The 15,875-nt window shown below is 49.7% G+C and carries 11 protein-coding genes; 10 read left to right on the top strand and 1 reads right to left on the bottom strand.

Annotation, left to right across the window (positions count from 1 at the left end; genetic code table 11):
• Positions 1 to 2: 2 nt before the first annotated feature.
• Positions 3 to 944, bottom strand: a complete 942-nt coding sequence (locus M3191_RS02030; RefSeq protein ID WP_251697777.1) for an alpha/beta hydrolase — start codon at positions 942 to 944, stop codon at positions 3 to 5.
• 405 nt (positions 945 to 1,349) lie between these two features.
• On the opposite strand from M3191_RS02030, the gene M3191_RS02025 reads away from it, so the two are divergent.
• The 10 genes from M3191_RS02025 (at position 1,350) to M3191_RS01980 (ending at position 15,568) form a co-directional block, all read left to right on the top strand.
• A complete protein-coding gene (locus tag M3191_RS02025; protein ID WP_251697776.1) occupies positions 1,350 to 3,500 on the top strand; it encodes a (Fe-S)-binding protein in 2,151 nt (716 codons plus the stop codon).
• 178 nt (positions 3,501 to 3,678) lie between these two features.
• A complete protein-coding gene (locus tag M3191_RS02020; protein ID WP_251697775.1) occupies positions 3,679 to 4,872 on the top strand; it encodes an acetyl-CoA C-acetyltransferase in 1,194 nt (397 codons plus the stop codon).
• Positions 4,873 to 5,045: 173 nt separating this feature from the next.
• Positions 5,046 to 5,894, top strand: a complete 849-nt coding sequence (locus M3191_RS02015; protein WP_251697774.1) for a 3-hydroxybutyryl-CoA dehydrogenase — start codon at positions 5,046 to 5,048, stop codon at positions 5,892 to 5,894.
• Positions 5,895 to 6,102: 208 nt separating this feature from the next.
• Positions 6,103 to 7,239 (top strand): acyl-CoA dehydrogenase, encoded by a 1,137-nt coding sequence (locus M3191_RS02010; RefSeq protein WP_251697773.1) that lies wholly within the window; start codon positions 6,103 to 6,105, stop codon positions 7,237 to 7,239.
• 194 nt (positions 7,240 to 7,433) lie between these two features.
• The gene (locus tag M3191_RS02005; RefSeq protein ID WP_251697772.1) at positions 7,434 to 8,573 is read left to right on the top strand and encodes an acyl-CoA dehydrogenase; all 1,140 of its coding nucleotides are present in this window, start codon (positions 7,434 to 7,436) and stop codon (positions 8,571 to 8,573) included.
• Between the two features lie 13 nt (positions 8,574 to 8,586).
• Positions 8,587 to 9,213 carry a TetR/AcrR family transcriptional regulator gene (locus M3191_RS02000; RefSeq protein ID WP_251697771.1) on the top strand — a complete coding sequence of 209 codons (627 nt, stop codon included), beginning with the start codon at positions 8,587 to 8,589 and terminating at the stop codon, positions 9,211 to 9,213.
• 341 nt (positions 9,214 to 9,554) lie between these two features.
• Positions 9,555 to 12,830, top strand: coding sequence for a fused isobutyryl-CoA mutase/GTPase IcmF (gene icmF, locus M3191_RS01995; protein ID WP_251697770.1), 3,276 nt, complete (start codon positions 9,555 to 9,557; stop codon positions 12,828 to 12,830).
• 150 nt (positions 12,831 to 12,980) lie between these two features.
• Positions 12,981 to 13,145, top strand: a complete 165-nt coding sequence (locus M3191_RS01990; RefSeq protein ID WP_251626387.1) for a hypothetical protein — start codon at positions 12,981 to 12,983, stop codon at positions 13,143 to 13,145.
• A 66-nt stretch (positions 13,146 to 13,211) separates the two neighbouring features.
• Positions 13,212 to 13,784: a DNA-directed RNA polymerase subunit delta gene (rpoE, locus tag M3191_RS01985; RefSeq protein WP_353056494.1), complete on the top strand. Its 573-nt coding sequence runs from the start codon at positions 13,212 to 13,214 to the stop codon at positions 13,782 to 13,784.
• A 173-nt stretch (positions 13,785 to 13,957) separates the two neighbouring features.
• On the top strand, positions 13,958 to 15,568 hold the full coding sequence (locus tag M3191_RS01980; protein WP_251697769.1) for a CTP synthase: 1,611 nt from the start codon (positions 13,958 to 13,960) through the stop codon (positions 15,566 to 15,568).
• Positions 15,569 to 15,875 lie beyond the last annotated feature (307 nt).

The raw sequence follows: 15,875 nt of genomic DNA, 5'->3' as shown, positions 1-15,875 counted from the left end.
TTTTATATCGAGAGTTCGACTTCTTCACATAGTTCTTGAATGGTGTGAATTACGAGATCTGGATTTTCCAAGTGAATAGAATGACCATTATCTGTTTTGATCTGCCTCGTGTTATTTGACAAATTGCATAGGAGTTGTTGGTGCTCAATCCAAGTCGGATCACTGTTGTTGGAGCTTAGTATCCTTATAGACAAGTTCTGGTACAAAGGTTTGGAGCTGGTAACTTGCATTGCAGATTGCTCGCTGTGCAGGAATTCTTTATAAACTGCTTCGAATGATTTGGGATGATAACCTATATAGGAGATTGGCTTTTGAAAAGGTTCCGGTAAATATCTTCTGCCGACTGGCTGCTTTAACAATCTAGGAAGCCCGACCCCGGAAGTGATATACCCCAATCTAAATAAATTCAAGTTTTTCTGGTGGCCTTTCTTACGTACATCATCCCATTCCTTGCTTAAATACCTATTCTCATGGACTGCGTCAATCAAAATTAACGCCACCACTTTTTCGGGATACTTACTTGCAAATAGCCTCATGTTTAATCCACCGAATGAATGTCCAACGAGAATATAGGGTGGTTTGATATCCAGTTTCTCTAATACGAGTGTTAAGTCATCTACGACATCTTCACTAGTGTTCGTACCTTTTGAAGGGGAGCTCCAACCGTAACCTGCCCGATCGAAAGAAAGAACCCGGGCAAACTTGGCTATTTCCGGCTGAATGTAGCACCAGTCAAACGAGCAGGAACTTAATCCAGCATCAAGTATGACAGTAGGTTTTGAGTCGTTGTTTCCGGATACAATCGTATGTATTTTCCTGCTGTTTACTTCAACCAATTCTCCTATTTCTTTAACCTTCCTTTTTTGATTGATAAGCATATTTGTCAATTTGAAAGGAAAGCCGATAATCGACAAAGTGTTTTTGACAATAGTGTCCGTCTTCATTTCCACACTCCTTTATTTTCCATAAATAAATACTACCATGAATATTGTAAAATATATTCTGGATCAAAGAATTTATTACCAAAGTGCGTGCCCTCGCGTCCAAAGCATATACTCCAACGCTCAAAAATCTGTTCCCGCGCTCAAAAACCCCCGACCTGCGCTCATAAATCCTAGGTCTGCGCTCAAGAACTCGTTTTAACGCTCATAACTCCGCCATCCGCGCTCAAAACGGCTCCAGAACCGCCAAAACCTCCATTCTAAATGATCTAAAAATTATCCCTAAATAAAATTATTCATTGACTGAATGCTCATTCATAACTTAAACTATGAAATAGATCATCGACACAATACTTATTTTCTACTACACTATTCATAACGTTCCGATAAGGAAGGAGAGAGTTAGAGATGGATGCTTTACTGATAGTCAACTGGATCCTCTTCCTGGTGGTTGTGGCATATGCGCTCGCATTGTTCACCTATTTGATCAGGACGCGAATCCAATTCATACAGCTTGGGCGGAAGGAAGAGTTCGATAGCAATGTTTCGCGCCGTCTGAAAGAAGTTTGGGTGAATGTTTTCGGGCAGAAAAAGCTATTGAAGGATAAGAAAAGTGGAATCATCCACGTCATGTTCTTCTATGGATTCCTGCTCGTCCAATTCGGGGCAATCGACCTCATTTGGAAAGGGCTGAAGCCTGGCTCGCATTTACCGTTCGGACCGATTTACGGAGGGTTCACGTTCTTCCAGGAAATCGTCGTAGCTGTCATTCTAGTGGCGGTCGTCTGGGCGTTCCAACGCCGTTATGTTGAAAAGCTCGTCCGCTTGAAGCGCGGCTGGAAATCGGGGCTCGTCCTCATTTTCATCGGTACGCTCATGGTGTCGACACTTGTATCGAACGGCATGAACATGATTTGGCAAGGGCATGAAACAACTTGGACAGAGCCTATGGCATCTGCAATTGCAAGCGTTTTCAGCTTCATGAGCCCGGCAGCTGCTGCGGTCGTGTTCTTCATCGCCTGGTGGATCCACTTGCTGACATTGCTCACATTCCTTGTCTATGTGCCGCAATCGAAGCACGCACACTTGATTGCAGGTCCTGTGAACACGTATATGATGCGATTTGATCGCCGGGGCAAGCTTGCGCCAATCGATTTCGAAGCGCTTGAAGAAGCGGAAGACGAAGATGATATGCCTGCGCTTGGAGTTGGCAAGATCACCGACTTCACACAGAAACAGATGATAGACTTCTACGCGTGCGTCGAATGTGGACGCTGTACAAATATGTGTCCGGCTACTGGGACGGGCAAAATGCTGTCCCCGATGGATTTGATTACAAAACTGCGTGATAACCTGACGAATACAGGCGCTCTCGTTACGAAGAAACAGCCGTGGGTGCCGACATTTGCATTCGGAAATACGAAGGGGAATCAAATCGCGCTTGCTGCCGGATTGGAAGGCGCGACGATGGACGATATTTACAACCCATCCCTTATCGGCGATGTCATTACCGAAGAGGAAATTTGGGCGTGCACAACTTGCCGGAACTGTGAAGACCAATGTCCGGTCATGAACGAACACGTCGACAAAATCATCGACCTTCGCCGTTATCTCGTTATGACGGAAGGGAAGATGGACGCGGATGCACAGCGTGCGATGACGAATATCGAACGCCAAGGGAATCCGTGGGGACTTAACCGGAAAGAGAAGGAGAACTGGCGTGATGCCCGTCCGGATCTTCACATTCCGACTGTAAAGGAATTGAAAAAGGCGGACGAAGAGTTCGAATACCTCTTCTGGGTTGGCTCGATGGGCGCGTTCGACAACCGTTCGCAAAAGATCGCGCTTGCTTTCGCGCATCTGATGAATGAAGCGGGCATCAAGTTCGCGATTCTTGGGAATAAAGAGAAGAACTCCGGCGACACGCCGCGCCGTCTAGGGAATGAGTTTTTATTCCAGGAACTCGCAACTTCCAATATCGATGAATTTGAAAAAGCGGGCGTGAAGAAGATCGTCACAATCGATCCGCATGCATATAATATTTTCAAGAACGAATATCCGGATTTCGGTTTCATGGCGGAAGTCGTCCACCATACCGAAATGCTGTACGACCTTGTCATGCAAGGGAAGTTGAAGCCGGTCCATGAAATCAATGAAACGATCACGTTCCATGATTCGTGCTACCTCGGCAGATACAACGATGTGTATGATCCACCTCGTGAAATCCTGAAGGCGATTCCAGGCGTCAATCTCGTCGAAATGAAGCGAAACCGCCAGGACGGCATGTGCTGTGGAGCGGGCGGCGGACTCATGTGGATGGAAGAGGATACCGGCCACCGCGTCAACGTTGCGCGTACGGAACAGGCGATGGAAGTGAGCCCGGGCATCATTTCTTCCGGATGTCCATACTGCTTGACGATGCTTTCGGACGGAACGAAAGCGATCGAAGTGGAAGACAAAGTGAGCACGTACGACATTGCGGAACTGCTTGAGCGATCCATCTTCGGAGGGGACTTCCAACCGGCTGTCGTCGAGGAAGAAGAACCGATTATGCAATAAGTATATTGCGAGAGTTTAGAAAGAACGATATAATTAAGAAAATTAGGAGCGGATGAGCTCCTGTGAAAAAGGGGAGTCTGTGTACTCCCTTTTTTTTCGAATAGTTACCGAGCGAGCGTTCAGTCGTCGCTCTTTATGTGAAATGAAAACGTTATCATATGGAGTGGAGGAGAAGGGAATGGGCAGAACAGTCATTTTGGACGGAGCACGTACACCGTTTGGCAGGTTTGGCGGTGCTTTATCCACAAAAACGGCAAGCGATCTAGGTGCAGTCGCCATTAAGGAAGCGTTGAAGCGGTCGGGTGTGAAGGAAGAAGAAGTCGATGAAGTGATCATCGGGACGGTGCTGCAGGCGGGACAGGGGAAGATTCCCTCAAGGCAGGCGGCGGTGAAGGCGGGACTTCCATGGTCCGTGAAAACCGAAACGGTCAATAAAGTATGCGCATCCGGCATGCGGAGCGTCACGCTCGGCGACCAGCTTATTAGACTCGGAGATGAAGAAGTCATCGTAGCGGGCGGCATGGAATCGATGTCGAACGCGCCGTACTATTTGCCGAAAGGGCGATTCGGCTTGAAGATGGGCGATGCGCCATTAGTGGACGGCATGATTTACGACGGCCTGTCCTGTTCATTTTCACCGGACCGCGTCCATATGGGTACGTACGGGAATAAAACGGCCGGCGAGTTTTCATTGACACGTGAAATGCAGGACGAATGGTCGCTGCGCAGCCACGAGCGGGCGAATGCCGCGATTGACGAAGGGAAATTTGCTGAGGAAATTGTAGCAGTGGAAATCCCTCAGCGGAAAGGCGATCCGGTCGTAGTCGATACGGACGAAGCGCCGCGACGTGATACATCGCTTGAATCGCTTACGAAATTGCGGCCTGCATTCGGCAATGACGGCACGATTACGGCAGGGAATGCGCCGGGCGTCAATGACGGTGCGTGCGCGCTTGTGCTCATGAATGAAGAGCGTGCATTGAAGGAATGGAAGCGTCCTCTCGCAGTGATTCTCGGTCACGCCGAAGTCGCCATCGAGCCGGAGAACTTCCCGCAGACACCGGGCTTAGTAATCAATGAGTTATTGAAGAAGACCGGCAAAGGATTGAAGGACATTGATTTATTTGAAATAAACGAGGCTTTCGCGGCAGTGGCACTTGCAAGCTCACAAATCGCTGGGCTCGACCCTGAAAAAGTGAACGTCAACGGCGGAGCAGTCGCACTCGGACATCCGATCGGCGCAAGCGGGGCACGGATCATTCTGACGCTTGCGTATGAACTGAAACGGCGCGGCGGCGGCATCGGCATTGCAGCGATCTGTTCAGGCGGCGGGCAAGGCGACGCAATTATGATTGAAGTTGGGAAAGAATGATAGGCGGCTAGATGTGGGTTTATGCGCCGTTGCGGCCGTTTATGCGCGAATTTAGCGATTTATGCGGAGTTTCATCGATTAATGCTGATTTAAAAGGTTTTATGCGTGTTTGAGAGAATTTATGCGTGTTTGCAAGTGCAAATCTTAGTTGACGGAGACGGAGGTACTTCATTATGGAAATCAAAAAAGTGATGGTCATCGGAGCGGGGCAGATGGGCGGCGGCATCGCCCAAGTGTGTGCGCAGGCGGGCTTCGACGTGAAGTTGAACGATATTAAAGAGGAGTCCTATGCGAAAGGGCTTGCGGTTATTACGAAAAACCTTTCCCGCGGCGTCGAAAAAGGCCGCATGACGGAAGATGAAAAAACGGCAGTCCTCGGGCGTATTACGAAGTCGCTCGATCTGCAGGATGCGAATGACGTCGATATCGTCATCGAAGCGGCTGTTGAAAACATGGAGATCAAGAAATCGATCTTCGCGAAACTGGATGGCATCGCGCCGCAACATGCAATCCTGGCGACAAATACATCATCCCTTCCGATCACGGAAATCGCGGCGGCGACAAACCGTCCGGAAAATGTCATCGGCATGCACTTCATGAACCCGGTACCCGTCATGAAACTCGTCGAAATCATCCGCGGACTTGCGACTTCAGACGAAGTGTATCAAGCGGTCGAGGACATGACGAACAAACTGGCGAAGACGCCGGTCGAAGTGAATGACTTCCCTGGATTCGTCGCAAACCGCGTCCTCATGCCGATGATCAACGAAGCGATCTACACGCTGTACGAAGGCGTCGCATCGAAGGAAGCGATCGACGAAGTGATGAAGCTAGGCATGAACCACCCGATGGGGCCGCTTCAATTGGCGGACTTCATCGGACTCGACACATGTCTTTATATCATGGAAACGCTCCACGAAGGCTTCGGCGACTCGAAGTACCGTCCTTGCCCATTACTTCGGAAATATGTCAATGCTGGCTGGCTCGGGAAGAAATCCGGCCGCGGGTTCTATGAATATTAATCTTGCTTAATTGCGCTAGTTCGAAGGTCATGAAATGGTGATAACTTTCCGTATTCAATAGATAACTCACCATATTCGATAGATAAAAAACCGGATTCAATAGATAACTATCCATATTCAATAGATAACTCCATGGATTGGATTGATATTAATTCATGAACTGGCTTCCGCAAAAAAAGGAATTTCATTAATAAAGGAGTTAATTCCAATGAATTTAACATTCACCGAAGAACAGCAGATGATGCGCACGATGGTGAGGGACTTTGCGAAGTCGGAAATTGAGCCGTTCATTCCACGGATGGAGGCGGGGGAGTTTCCGCGTGAAATCCTTGCGAAAATGGGCGAGCTCGGCCTGATGGGCATCACCGTCCCTGAGAAATATGGCGGTTCGGAGATGGACTTCGTTTCCTATATCATCGCCATTCACGAGCTGTCGAAAGTGAGCGCGGTCATGGGCGTCATCCTCTCCGTGCACACATCGGTCGGCACGAACCCGATCATGTATTTCGGGAACGAAGAGCAGAAAAGCCGCTATTTACCGAAAATGGCATCGGGCGAATATTTGGGCGCGTTCTGCCTCACGGAAGCTGGCGCAGGTTCAGACGCTGGCTCGCTGAAGACGAAAGCCGTAAACAAAGGCGATCATTACGTACTGAACGGTTCAAAGATGTTCATTACGAACGGCGGGGAAGCGGACGTCTATATCGTTTTCGCATCGACCGATCCGTCGCAAGGGACGTACGGCATTACGGGCTTCATCGTCGATAAAGACACGCCGGGGCTCATCATCGGAAAAGATGAGGAAAAGATGGGTCTTCATGGATCGCGAACGGTTCAGCTCACTTTTGAAGATATGAAAGTGCCCGCGGAAAACCGCCTTGGCGAAGAAGGGGAAGGCTTCAAAATAGCAATGGCAAACCTTGATGTCGGCAGGATCGGCATCGCAGCGCAGGCACTTGGTATCGGCGAAGCGGCACTCGAAGCGGCAACTGCGTATGCAAAAGAACGTGTACAATTCGGGAAGCCGATCGCGGCAAACCAAGGTGTCGGCTTCAAACTAGCCGATATGGCGACAGCTTCCGAAGCGGCAAGGCTGCTTGTCTACCGTGCAGCTCAGCTTCGCGCGGAAGGCAAACCATGCGGCAAAGAAGCATCGATGGCGAAACTGTTCGCATCGCAAACCGCAATGGACAACGCAATCGAAGCCGTCCAAATCTTCGGCGGCTACGGCTACACCGAAGACTACCCGGTCGAGCGCTTCTTCCGCGACGCCAAAGTGACCCAAATCTACGAAGGCACAAGCGAAATCCAACGCATCGTCATCAACAAACACCTCACCAAGTGAATTGTGTGAGAATTGTGTGGGTGCCTGTGCGTGGTGCATTTATGACAATTCAACTAAGTGAATAAAAATTCGCATGCAAAGCTGTGGAAGGTTGTTACAACAGTGATTGCATTTCAAAATAATACAATTGTAGTTAATAAACTGAATTGTATGGTGCACAGGCACCGTACAGGATTCCTGAGGAGGAAGTTGACATGGATTTTAGATTATCGGAAGAGCATGAGATGATTCGGAAAATGGTGCGTGATTTTGCGGAGAAGGATGTTGCGCCGACCGCTGCGGAGCGTGATGAGGAAGAGCGCTTTGATATGGATATTTGGAATAAGATGGCGGAACTCGGATTGACGGGGATTCCTTGGCCGGAGGAATACGGCGGCATCGGCAGCGACTATCTGGCGTATTGCATCGCTGTTGAAGAATTGTCACGCGTCTGCGCATCCACAGGTGTTACTTTGTCCGCTCATACTTCTCTCGCTGGATGGCCGGTATACAAATTCGGCACGGAGGAGCAGAAGCAGAAGTATCTTCGTCCGATGGCGGAAGGAACGAAAATCGGCGCGTACGGCTTGACCGAGCCGGGCTCGGGATCCGATGCTGGCGGCATGCGCACGACTGCGAAGCTTGATGGCGACGACTATGTTCTGAACGGCTCGAAGATTTTCATTACAAACGGCGGTATTGCGGACATCTACATTGTGTTCGCAGTGACGGATCCGGAATCGAAGCATAAAGGTACGAGCGCATTCATCGTCGAGAAGGACTTCCCGGGCTTCTCGGTCGGGAAGAAAGAGAAGAAACTCGGCATCCGTTCATCTCCAACTACGGAAATCATGTTTGACAACTGCCGTGTGCCGAAGGAGAACATGTTAGGCGCGGAAGGCGAAGGGTTTATTATCGCGATGAAGACACTGGATGGCGGCCGGAACGGGATTGCTGCGCAAGCGGTCGGTATTGCGCAAGGCGCGCTTGACGCGTCGGTCGAATATGCGAAGGAGCGCGTCCAGTTCGGCAAGCCGATTGCGGCGAACCAAGGTGTAGGCTTCAAGCTGGCGGATATGGCGACCGCGACGGAAGCTTCCCGCTTGCTCACATACCAGGCTGCTTGGCTCGAATCAAACAACTTGCCGTATGGAAAAGCATCCGCGATGGCGAAACTGATGGCAGGGGATACGGCGATGAAAGTGACGACGGAAGCGGTTCAAGTGTATGGCGGATATGGCTATACGAAGGACTATCCGGTCGAGCGATTCATGCGCGACGCGAAGATTACGCAAATCTACGAAGGAACGCAGGAAATCCAGCGCCTCGTCATCTCCCGCATGCTCACAAAATAATCGGGGGTGCACTATGCAAGCGAAACGCGAAGTGAAATCGTCGGTAAAAGATGAAAGCCTGATTGAAAAGAGGCGCAAGCAGATCATCGATGGAGCGGTCCAGCTCTTCAAGGAAAAGGGGTTCCATCGGGCGACGACGAGGGAGATCGCCAAAGCGGCGGGCTTCAGTATCGGCACACTTTATGAATACATCCGGACGAAAGAGGACGTCCTCTATCTCGTCTGCGACAGCATTTACAATGAAGTGCAGAGCCGCCTGTCGACATTGATGGATCAGGAAGGGAATGTCGAAGGAATGCGGATGGCGATTGACTCGTATTTCCACCTGATCGACGATATGTCGGACGAATTCGTCGTCATGTACCAGGAATCGAAGTCATTGCCGAAGGACGCGCTTCAATACGTACTGAAGAAAGAGATGGAAATGGTCGCCTTATTCAAGAACCTGTTGCAGGCATGCGTCCGTTCAGGCGAACTGCGCATCGGTGAGGAAGAGGTCGACATGGCAGCGCATCACGTCGTCGTCCAAGGACAAATGTGGGCTTTCCGCAGATGGGCATTGCGCGACACCTACACCATCGAACAATTCATCAGCGTTCAAACAGACCAGCTATTCAAAGGAATCATAGGGAACAAATGATTTTTAGCGGTGCCTGTGCAAGGCACATTTATGACAATTCAAAGAGGGGCATAAAAATACAGGCTCAAACCTCATGAAGACTGATTCAAACAGTTTCCTGTCTCTACTTTATACAATTGTAGTTAATAGACTGAATTGTGTTGGTGCCTGTGCACGACACATTTATGACAATTCTCCTAAATGTATAATCATACAATGAAGGACGCATAAATGACCGTTATAGTCACCTTGTTAGTTCTGTTTTATACAATTGTAGTTAATAAACTGAATTGTGTGCTGCACAGGCACCAAAAAAGAGGCACTGCAAAGAACCATAAAGAAATTTAAGGGGTGTGTGATGGATGACTACTACTGTTGAGGTTTCTAAACCGGATATTTATAAGCCGAGGCATCATGTTCGTTTTGTGACGGCGTCGAGTTTGTTTGATGGGCATGACGCTTCGATTAATATTATGCGCCGTATTTTGCAGTCGACGGGGGCGGAAGTGATCCACCTTGGGCATAACCGTTCTGTCGAGGAGGTTGTGAATGCTGCGATCCAGGAGGATGTGCAAGGGATTGCCATTTCTTCGTATCAGGGCGGGCATGTCGAATACTTCAAATACATGCATGATCTTTTACAAGAACGAGGGGCTCCGCATATCCGGATTTATGGCGGTGGCGGCGGGGTTATTTTGCCGAAGGAAATTAAGGAATTGCATGATTACGGCATCGCTTGGATCTTCTCGCCGGAAGACGGCCGCAAGATGGGGCTGCAAGGGATGATCAACCGGATGGTGGAGGAATGCGATTTCCTTACCGAAGTGGAAGATGAGATGAGGAATCTTGAAAAAGTGGGCACGGACAATCCGGAAGTGCTTGCCAACTTGATCACGTACGCGGAGGAGATGTATGACAAGGAAAACCCGGCCGCGATTAAACTAATCGAAAAAGCTAGGGAACTGTCGAGAAACACTCCTGTCCTCGGAATCACCGGTACGGGGGGAGCGGGGAAGAGCTCGCTCACGGATGAACTGATCCGCCGGTTCCTGCGCGAATTGCCGGATAAGAAAGTCGCTATCCTGTCCATCGACCCGACGAAGCAGAAGACGGGCGGCGCGCTGCTTGGCGACCGGATCCGGATGAACGCAATCTTCAATAAGCGCGTGTTCATGCGAAGCCTCGCGACACGCGGATCGCGCTCCGAATTATCGGGTGCTATCAAGGACGTGCTCGATGTCGTGAAAACGGCTGGCTTCGATCTGATCATCGTCGAGACGAGTGGAATCGGGCAGGGCGATGCTCAAATTACGGAAGTGTCCGACGTATCGATGTACGTCATGACGAGTGAATTCGGTGCGCCGACGCAGCTTGAGAAGATCGACATGATCGACTTCGCAGACCTGATCGTCATTAATAAATTCGAGCGGAAAGGATCCGAGGACGCGCTCAGCCAAGTGCAGAAGCAGTACCAACGGAGCCATCTCCTGTTCGATAAGGACCTCGACACGATGCCTGTCTACGGCACGATTGCGAGCCAATTCAACGACAAAGGGACGAATTCGCTGTTCGCTGCGCTCGTTGCGAAGCTGAATGAAAAATGTGGTCTCGACTGGGAGACATCCTATACCGATTTCGTGAAGACGCAAAAGCAGAACGTCATCATCCCGACCGACCGCATCCATTATTTACGTGAAATCGCGAGCACGATCCGCGACTACCATAAGAAATCCGCGCAGCAAGTCGATCTTGCCCGCCGTTTATTCCAGCTTGAGGGCGCGATTGAGGCTGTGAATGAAAAATCGCCTGACAACGCGCTTACCGCTTCGCTGGAATCTCTGGCAAACGGTGTACGTGAAGAGCTCTCCGCGGAATCAAAGCGGATTCTCAACAACTGGGAAACGTTGAAAGAATCATATGCAGGCGACGAATTCATAACGAAAATCCGCGATAAGGAGCTTCGTACGCTACTCACGACGACAAGTTTGTCAGGGTTGAAGATTCCAAAAGTGTTGTTGCCGAAATTCAAGGACTACGGCGAGATCCTACGCTGGGTGTACAAAGAGAACGTCCCGGGTTCATTCCCATACACGGCAGGCGTTTTCCCGTTCAAACGGGAAGGCGAAGATCCGAAACGCCAATTCGCTGGGGAAGGAACGCCGGAACGGACGAACCGCCGCTTCCATTATCTGTCGAAAGATGACGATGCAAAACGTTTGTCGACGGCATTCGACTCTGTGACGCTTTACGGTGAGGATCCCGATGAGCGCCCGGACATCTACGGGAAAGTTGGGGAATCCGGCGTCAGCATTTGTACGCTTGAAGACATGAAGAAGCTGTACGACGGCTTTGACCTATGCGCGCCATCGACGTCCGTGTCGATGACGATCAACGGTCCTGCGCCGATCATCCTCGCGATGTTCATGAACACGGCGGTTGACCAGCAAGTGAAGCTGAAGGAAGAAGAACTGGGCCGCGTGCTGACGGTCGAGGAATTCACGGAAGTCCGGAACGCGACGCTCCAAGTCGTCCGCGGAACGGTGCAAGCGGATATCCTGAAAGAAGACCAAGGGCAGAACACGTGCATCTTCTCGACGGAATTCGCGCTTCGCATGATGGGCGACATCCAGCAGTATTTTATCGACCAAAAAGTCCGGAACTACTACTCCGTCTCGATTTCGGGCTACCATATCGCGGAAGCGGGCGCCAATCCGATTTCGCAGCTCGCGTTCACACTCGCGAACGGCTTCACATACGTTGAGTATTATTTGAGCCGTGGAATGAACATCGATGATTTTGCTCCGAACTTGTCGTTCTTCTTCTCGAACGGTCTCGATCCGGAGTATACGGTCATCGGGCGTGTCGCTCGTCGCATTTGGGCAGTCGCGATGCGCGAGAAATACGGCGCAAACGAGCGGAGCCAGAAGCTGAAATACCACGTGCAGACATCCGGCCGAAGCTTGCATGCACAGGAAATTGATTTCAACGACATCCGGACGACGCTGCAAGCGCTAATGGCATTGCAGGACAACTGCAACTCGCTCCATACGAACGCCTACGACGAAGCGATCACGACACCGACGGAAGAATCGGTGCGGCGCGCGATGGCGATCCAGATGATCATTACGAAGGAACATGGTTTATCGAAAAATGAAAACCCGCTTCAAGGATCTTTCATTATCGAAGAACTGACGGACCTCGTCGAAGAATCCGTCCTCCAGGAATTCGACCGTCTGAACGACCGCGGCGGCGTGCTCGGCTCGATGGAGACGCAGTATCAACGGGGCAAAATCCAGGAAGAATCGATGCTTTACGAAATGAAGAAGCACTCGGGCGAACTGCCGATCATCGGCGTCAACACGTACTTGAACCCGAATCCGCCTTCCGAAGAGGACATCGACAATATGGAAGTCGCCCGTGCAACGAAGGAAGAGAAGGAGACGCAGATCGCCAATTTGCGCGCCTTCCAATCGAAGCATGGCGACGCAACACAAGAAGCGTTGCGGAAACTGCAGCAAGTCGCTGTGACCGGCGGCAACATCTTCGCAGAGCTGATGGAAACGGTCAAAGTCGCTAGCCTAGGCCAAATTACGAACGCATTATACGAAGTGGGCGGCCAATACCGCCGGAATATGTAATGAAATGGAAGGGAACGCTCTTGCAGGAGGGCGTTCTTTTTTGAACGGCATTACATTCAGTAAAAACATTTCGAAAAATCACTACGAACAGTGGATTTTGCCTGTTCCTTCCACGTATAATAAATAGTACAAAGGGAAAGAGGTGAGGAGATGAAGCTGTATCATCATGCATTGATTATCATAGTGATCATCATCCTCATCTTTTCCTTATACGGTGTAGGTTACGGTGCTGTTCCTTTCTTGCTCGCCGCCCTATATCTCGGCTTCCTCAGCGTCAAAGAATTCCAACGCTTTAAGAAGAGTAGAAGATGGTAGCATAACAGGCACTTCATTGTATATAATGATAAGTATGCTTTTGCTCAGAGAAAGGACGTGCGTACGATGAATTTGAATTTACATGAATTGACGAAAGAAGAATTGCAGGAAGAATCGATGATCGATATCGCTTTTGCGGTATTGACAGAACGACGGGAAGCATTGACACTTGAACAGCTAATGACTGAAATCCGTGAATTGACTGGAATGTCGGAGAAGCAAATGAAGGACAAGCTCCTCCAATTCTACACAGATATGAATATCGATGGAAGATTCCTTGCCATTAACAACAACCAATGGGGATTGCGCGAATGGTATCCTGTCGATCAGATTGAGGAAGAAACGGCTCCTGTCGTCAAAGTACGCAAGAAGAAAAAGAAAAAAGCGTATGACGATGAGGACGAGGATGACGAGGAAGAGGAAGAAATCGACGAGGACGAGTTGTTTGCAGAAGGCTTCGACGAACTCGATGAAGACGAAGAAGAGTTGGATGAAGAGGAAGAGGAAGAGGAAATCATCGAAATCGAAGAAGATTTGATTGATGATGAAGAAGGCCTCGAAATCGTTCCCGACGAAGAATTGGAAATTGACGATGAAGACGAAGAAGAGGAAGACGAAGAAGAAGAGGACCTTCTCTGATACTTTCCACTTGACTTCGGACGGTTTAGGATTTAAGCTTCTATTTGGGCTCCTTGAAAAAGGACACATGAATCCGTGTATAAGCGCTCCTCTTGTAGATAGACTACAGTGGAGCGTTTTTTGATGTTTTTCGCATACAAAACCGAACCCCTAACACAAAGGAGGAGCTATAGATGACTAAATATATCTTTGTAACCGGCGGAGTTGTCTCATCTTTAGGAAAGGGAATCAATGCCGCATCCCTCGGCAGACTTCTGAAGAGCAGAGGCCTGCAAGTCACAAACCAAAAATTTGATCCTTACATCAATCTGGACCCACGTATGATGAGCCCATATCAGCACGGTGAAGTTTTCGTAACGGAAGACGGTGCTGAAACCGATCTTGACATCGGTCACTATGAACGGTTCATCGACATCAAATTGAATAAATACTCCAATGTCACAATGGGGAAAGTATACTCCTCCGTCCTGCGCAAAGAGCGCCGCGGCGAATACAATGGGGCGACGGTCCAAGTCATCCCTCATATTACGAATGAAATCAAAAGCCTCATAAAAAGAGCAGGACAAGAAACGAACGCAGACGTCGTCATCACCGAAATCGGCGGAAGCGTAGGTGACATCGAATCACTTCCGTATCTTGAAGCGCTCCGTCAAATGAAGACGGACCTTGGTAAAAATGACGTCATGTATATCCACAACACGCTTATCCCGTATTTGCACGCTGCCGGTGAAATGAAAACGAAACCGACACAACATAGTGTAAAGGAATTGCGCGGTCTCGGCATCCAGCCGAACATGATCGTCGTCCGAAGCGAATACCCGGTCCCGCAGGAAATGAAGGACAAAATCGCCCTCTTCTGCAACATCAAGCCGGAAGAAGTGATCGAAGCGCTTGACGCAGAGACATTATATGAAGTTCCGATCCGACTGCATGCGCAGAACATGGACAAGATCGTCGTCGATTTCCTCGGCCTCGAAACGAAGGAACCGGATTTGACGGAAATTGAAGAGCTCGTGAACCGCGTCAGGAATCTATCGCGGAAAGTGAAAATTGCGCTTGTCGGTAAGTACGTTGAGCTGCAAGACGCTTATATTTCCGGAGTGGAAGCATTCCGCCATGCGGGCTACGAATTCGATACGGACATCGAGATCGATTGGATCAATTCCGAAGAGGTGACGAAGGAAAACGCTGAGGAAGTCTTGAAAGATGCGGACGGTATTTTCGTTCCAGGCGGCTTCGGGGATCGTGGCATCGAAGGCAAAATGGAAGCAATCAGCTATGCACGTGAAAACGGTGTTCCGTTCTTCGGCGTCGGCCTTGGCATGCAGCTTGCAGCAGTGGAATTCGCCCGAGACGTCCTTGGAATGAAAGACGCACATTCCGTCGAATTCGACAGCGAAACGGAAAATGCAGTCATCGAAAACAACCGTGATTTCGAAGATAGTGCAGAAATCGATCAGGCATCCGGCGGTATGAGACTAGGCGCGCATCCTTGTAAATTGAAGGAAGGCACGAAAGCACAAGAAGCATATAACGACGAATTGGTGTACGAACGCCACCGCCACCGCTTCGAATTCAACAATATCTATCGCGAGCAATTCGAAAACGCCGGCATGATCGTGGCGGGGGAAAGCCCGGACGGCCATCTCGTGGAAATCATTGAGTTAAAGGACCACCCGTTCTTCATCGGAACTCAATTCCATCCAGAATTCGCATCACGTCCAACCCGCCCAACACCGCTCATCCGCGAATTCATTCGCGCAGCGCTGACGCATCAAGGGTAATAGTGGATACTAAAAAAACAGAAACCATCTGTAAATGATGGTTTCTGTTTTTATTTTGATTAACATGAATAGTAGGCGCTCAAGAATCTCGGTACGCGCTCAAGATTTCGGGTAAGCGCTCAAGAAACCCGGCAACGCGCTCAAGAATCCGGATGTGCGCTCAAGAATCTCGGTACGCGCTCAAGAATTCGGATTTGCGCTCAAGAATCTCGGCAACGCGCTCAAGAATCAGGATTTGCGCTCAAGAATCTCGGTACGCGCTCAGGAATTCGGATATGCGCTCAAGAATCCTGGCAAGCGCTCAAGA

This window comes from Sporosarcina luteola, assembly GCF_023715535.1.
Lineage (GTDB): Bacteria > Bacillota > Bacilli > Bacillales_A > Planococcaceae > Sporosarcina > Sporosarcina luteola_B.
This window is presented reverse-complemented; position numbering and strand designations above follow the sequence as displayed.

What these genes read in the sequence shown, in the direction of transcription:
- M3191_RS02030 (WP_251697777.1), bottom strand. Translation starts at nt 944, where the DNA reads ATGAAGACGGACACTATTGTCAAAAACACTTTGTCGATTATCGGCTTT.
- M3191_RS02025 (WP_251697776.1), top strand. Translation starts at nt 1,350, where the DNA reads ATGGATGCTTTACTGATAGTCAACTGGATCCTCTTCCTGGTGGTTGTG.
- M3191_RS02020 (WP_251697775.1), top strand. Translation starts at nt 3,679, where the DNA reads ATGGGCAGAACAGTCATTTTGGACGGAGCACGTACACCGTTTGGCAGG.
- M3191_RS02015 (WP_251697774.1), top strand. Translation starts at nt 5,046, where the DNA reads ATGGAAATCAAAAAAGTGATGGTCATCGGAGCGGGGCAGATGGGCGGC.
- M3191_RS02010 (WP_251697773.1), top strand. Translation starts at nt 6,103, where the DNA reads ATGAATTTAACATTCACCGAAGAACAGCAGATGATGCGCACGATGGTG.
- M3191_RS02005 (WP_251697772.1), top strand. Translation starts at nt 7,434, where the DNA reads ATGGATTTTAGATTATCGGAAGAGCATGAGATGATTCGGAAAATGGTG.
- M3191_RS02000 (WP_251697771.1), top strand. Translation starts at nt 8,587, where the DNA reads ATGCAAGCGAAACGCGAAGTGAAATCGTCGGTAAAAGATGAAAGCCTG.
- icmF (WP_251697770.1), top strand. Translation starts at nt 9,555, where the DNA reads ATGACTACTACTGTTGAGGTTTCTAAACCGGATATTTATAAGCCGAGG.
- M3191_RS01990 (WP_251626387.1), top strand. Translation starts at nt 12,981, where the DNA reads ATGAAGCTGTATCATCATGCATTGATTATCATAGTGATCATCATCCTC.
- rpoE (WP_353056494.1), top strand. Translation starts at nt 13,212, where the DNA reads ATGAATTTGAATTTACATGAATTGACGAAAGAAGAATTGCAGGAAGAA.
- M3191_RS01980 (WP_251697769.1), top strand. Translation starts at nt 13,958, where the DNA reads ATGACTAAATATATCTTTGTAACCGGCGGAGTTGTCTCATCTTTAGGA.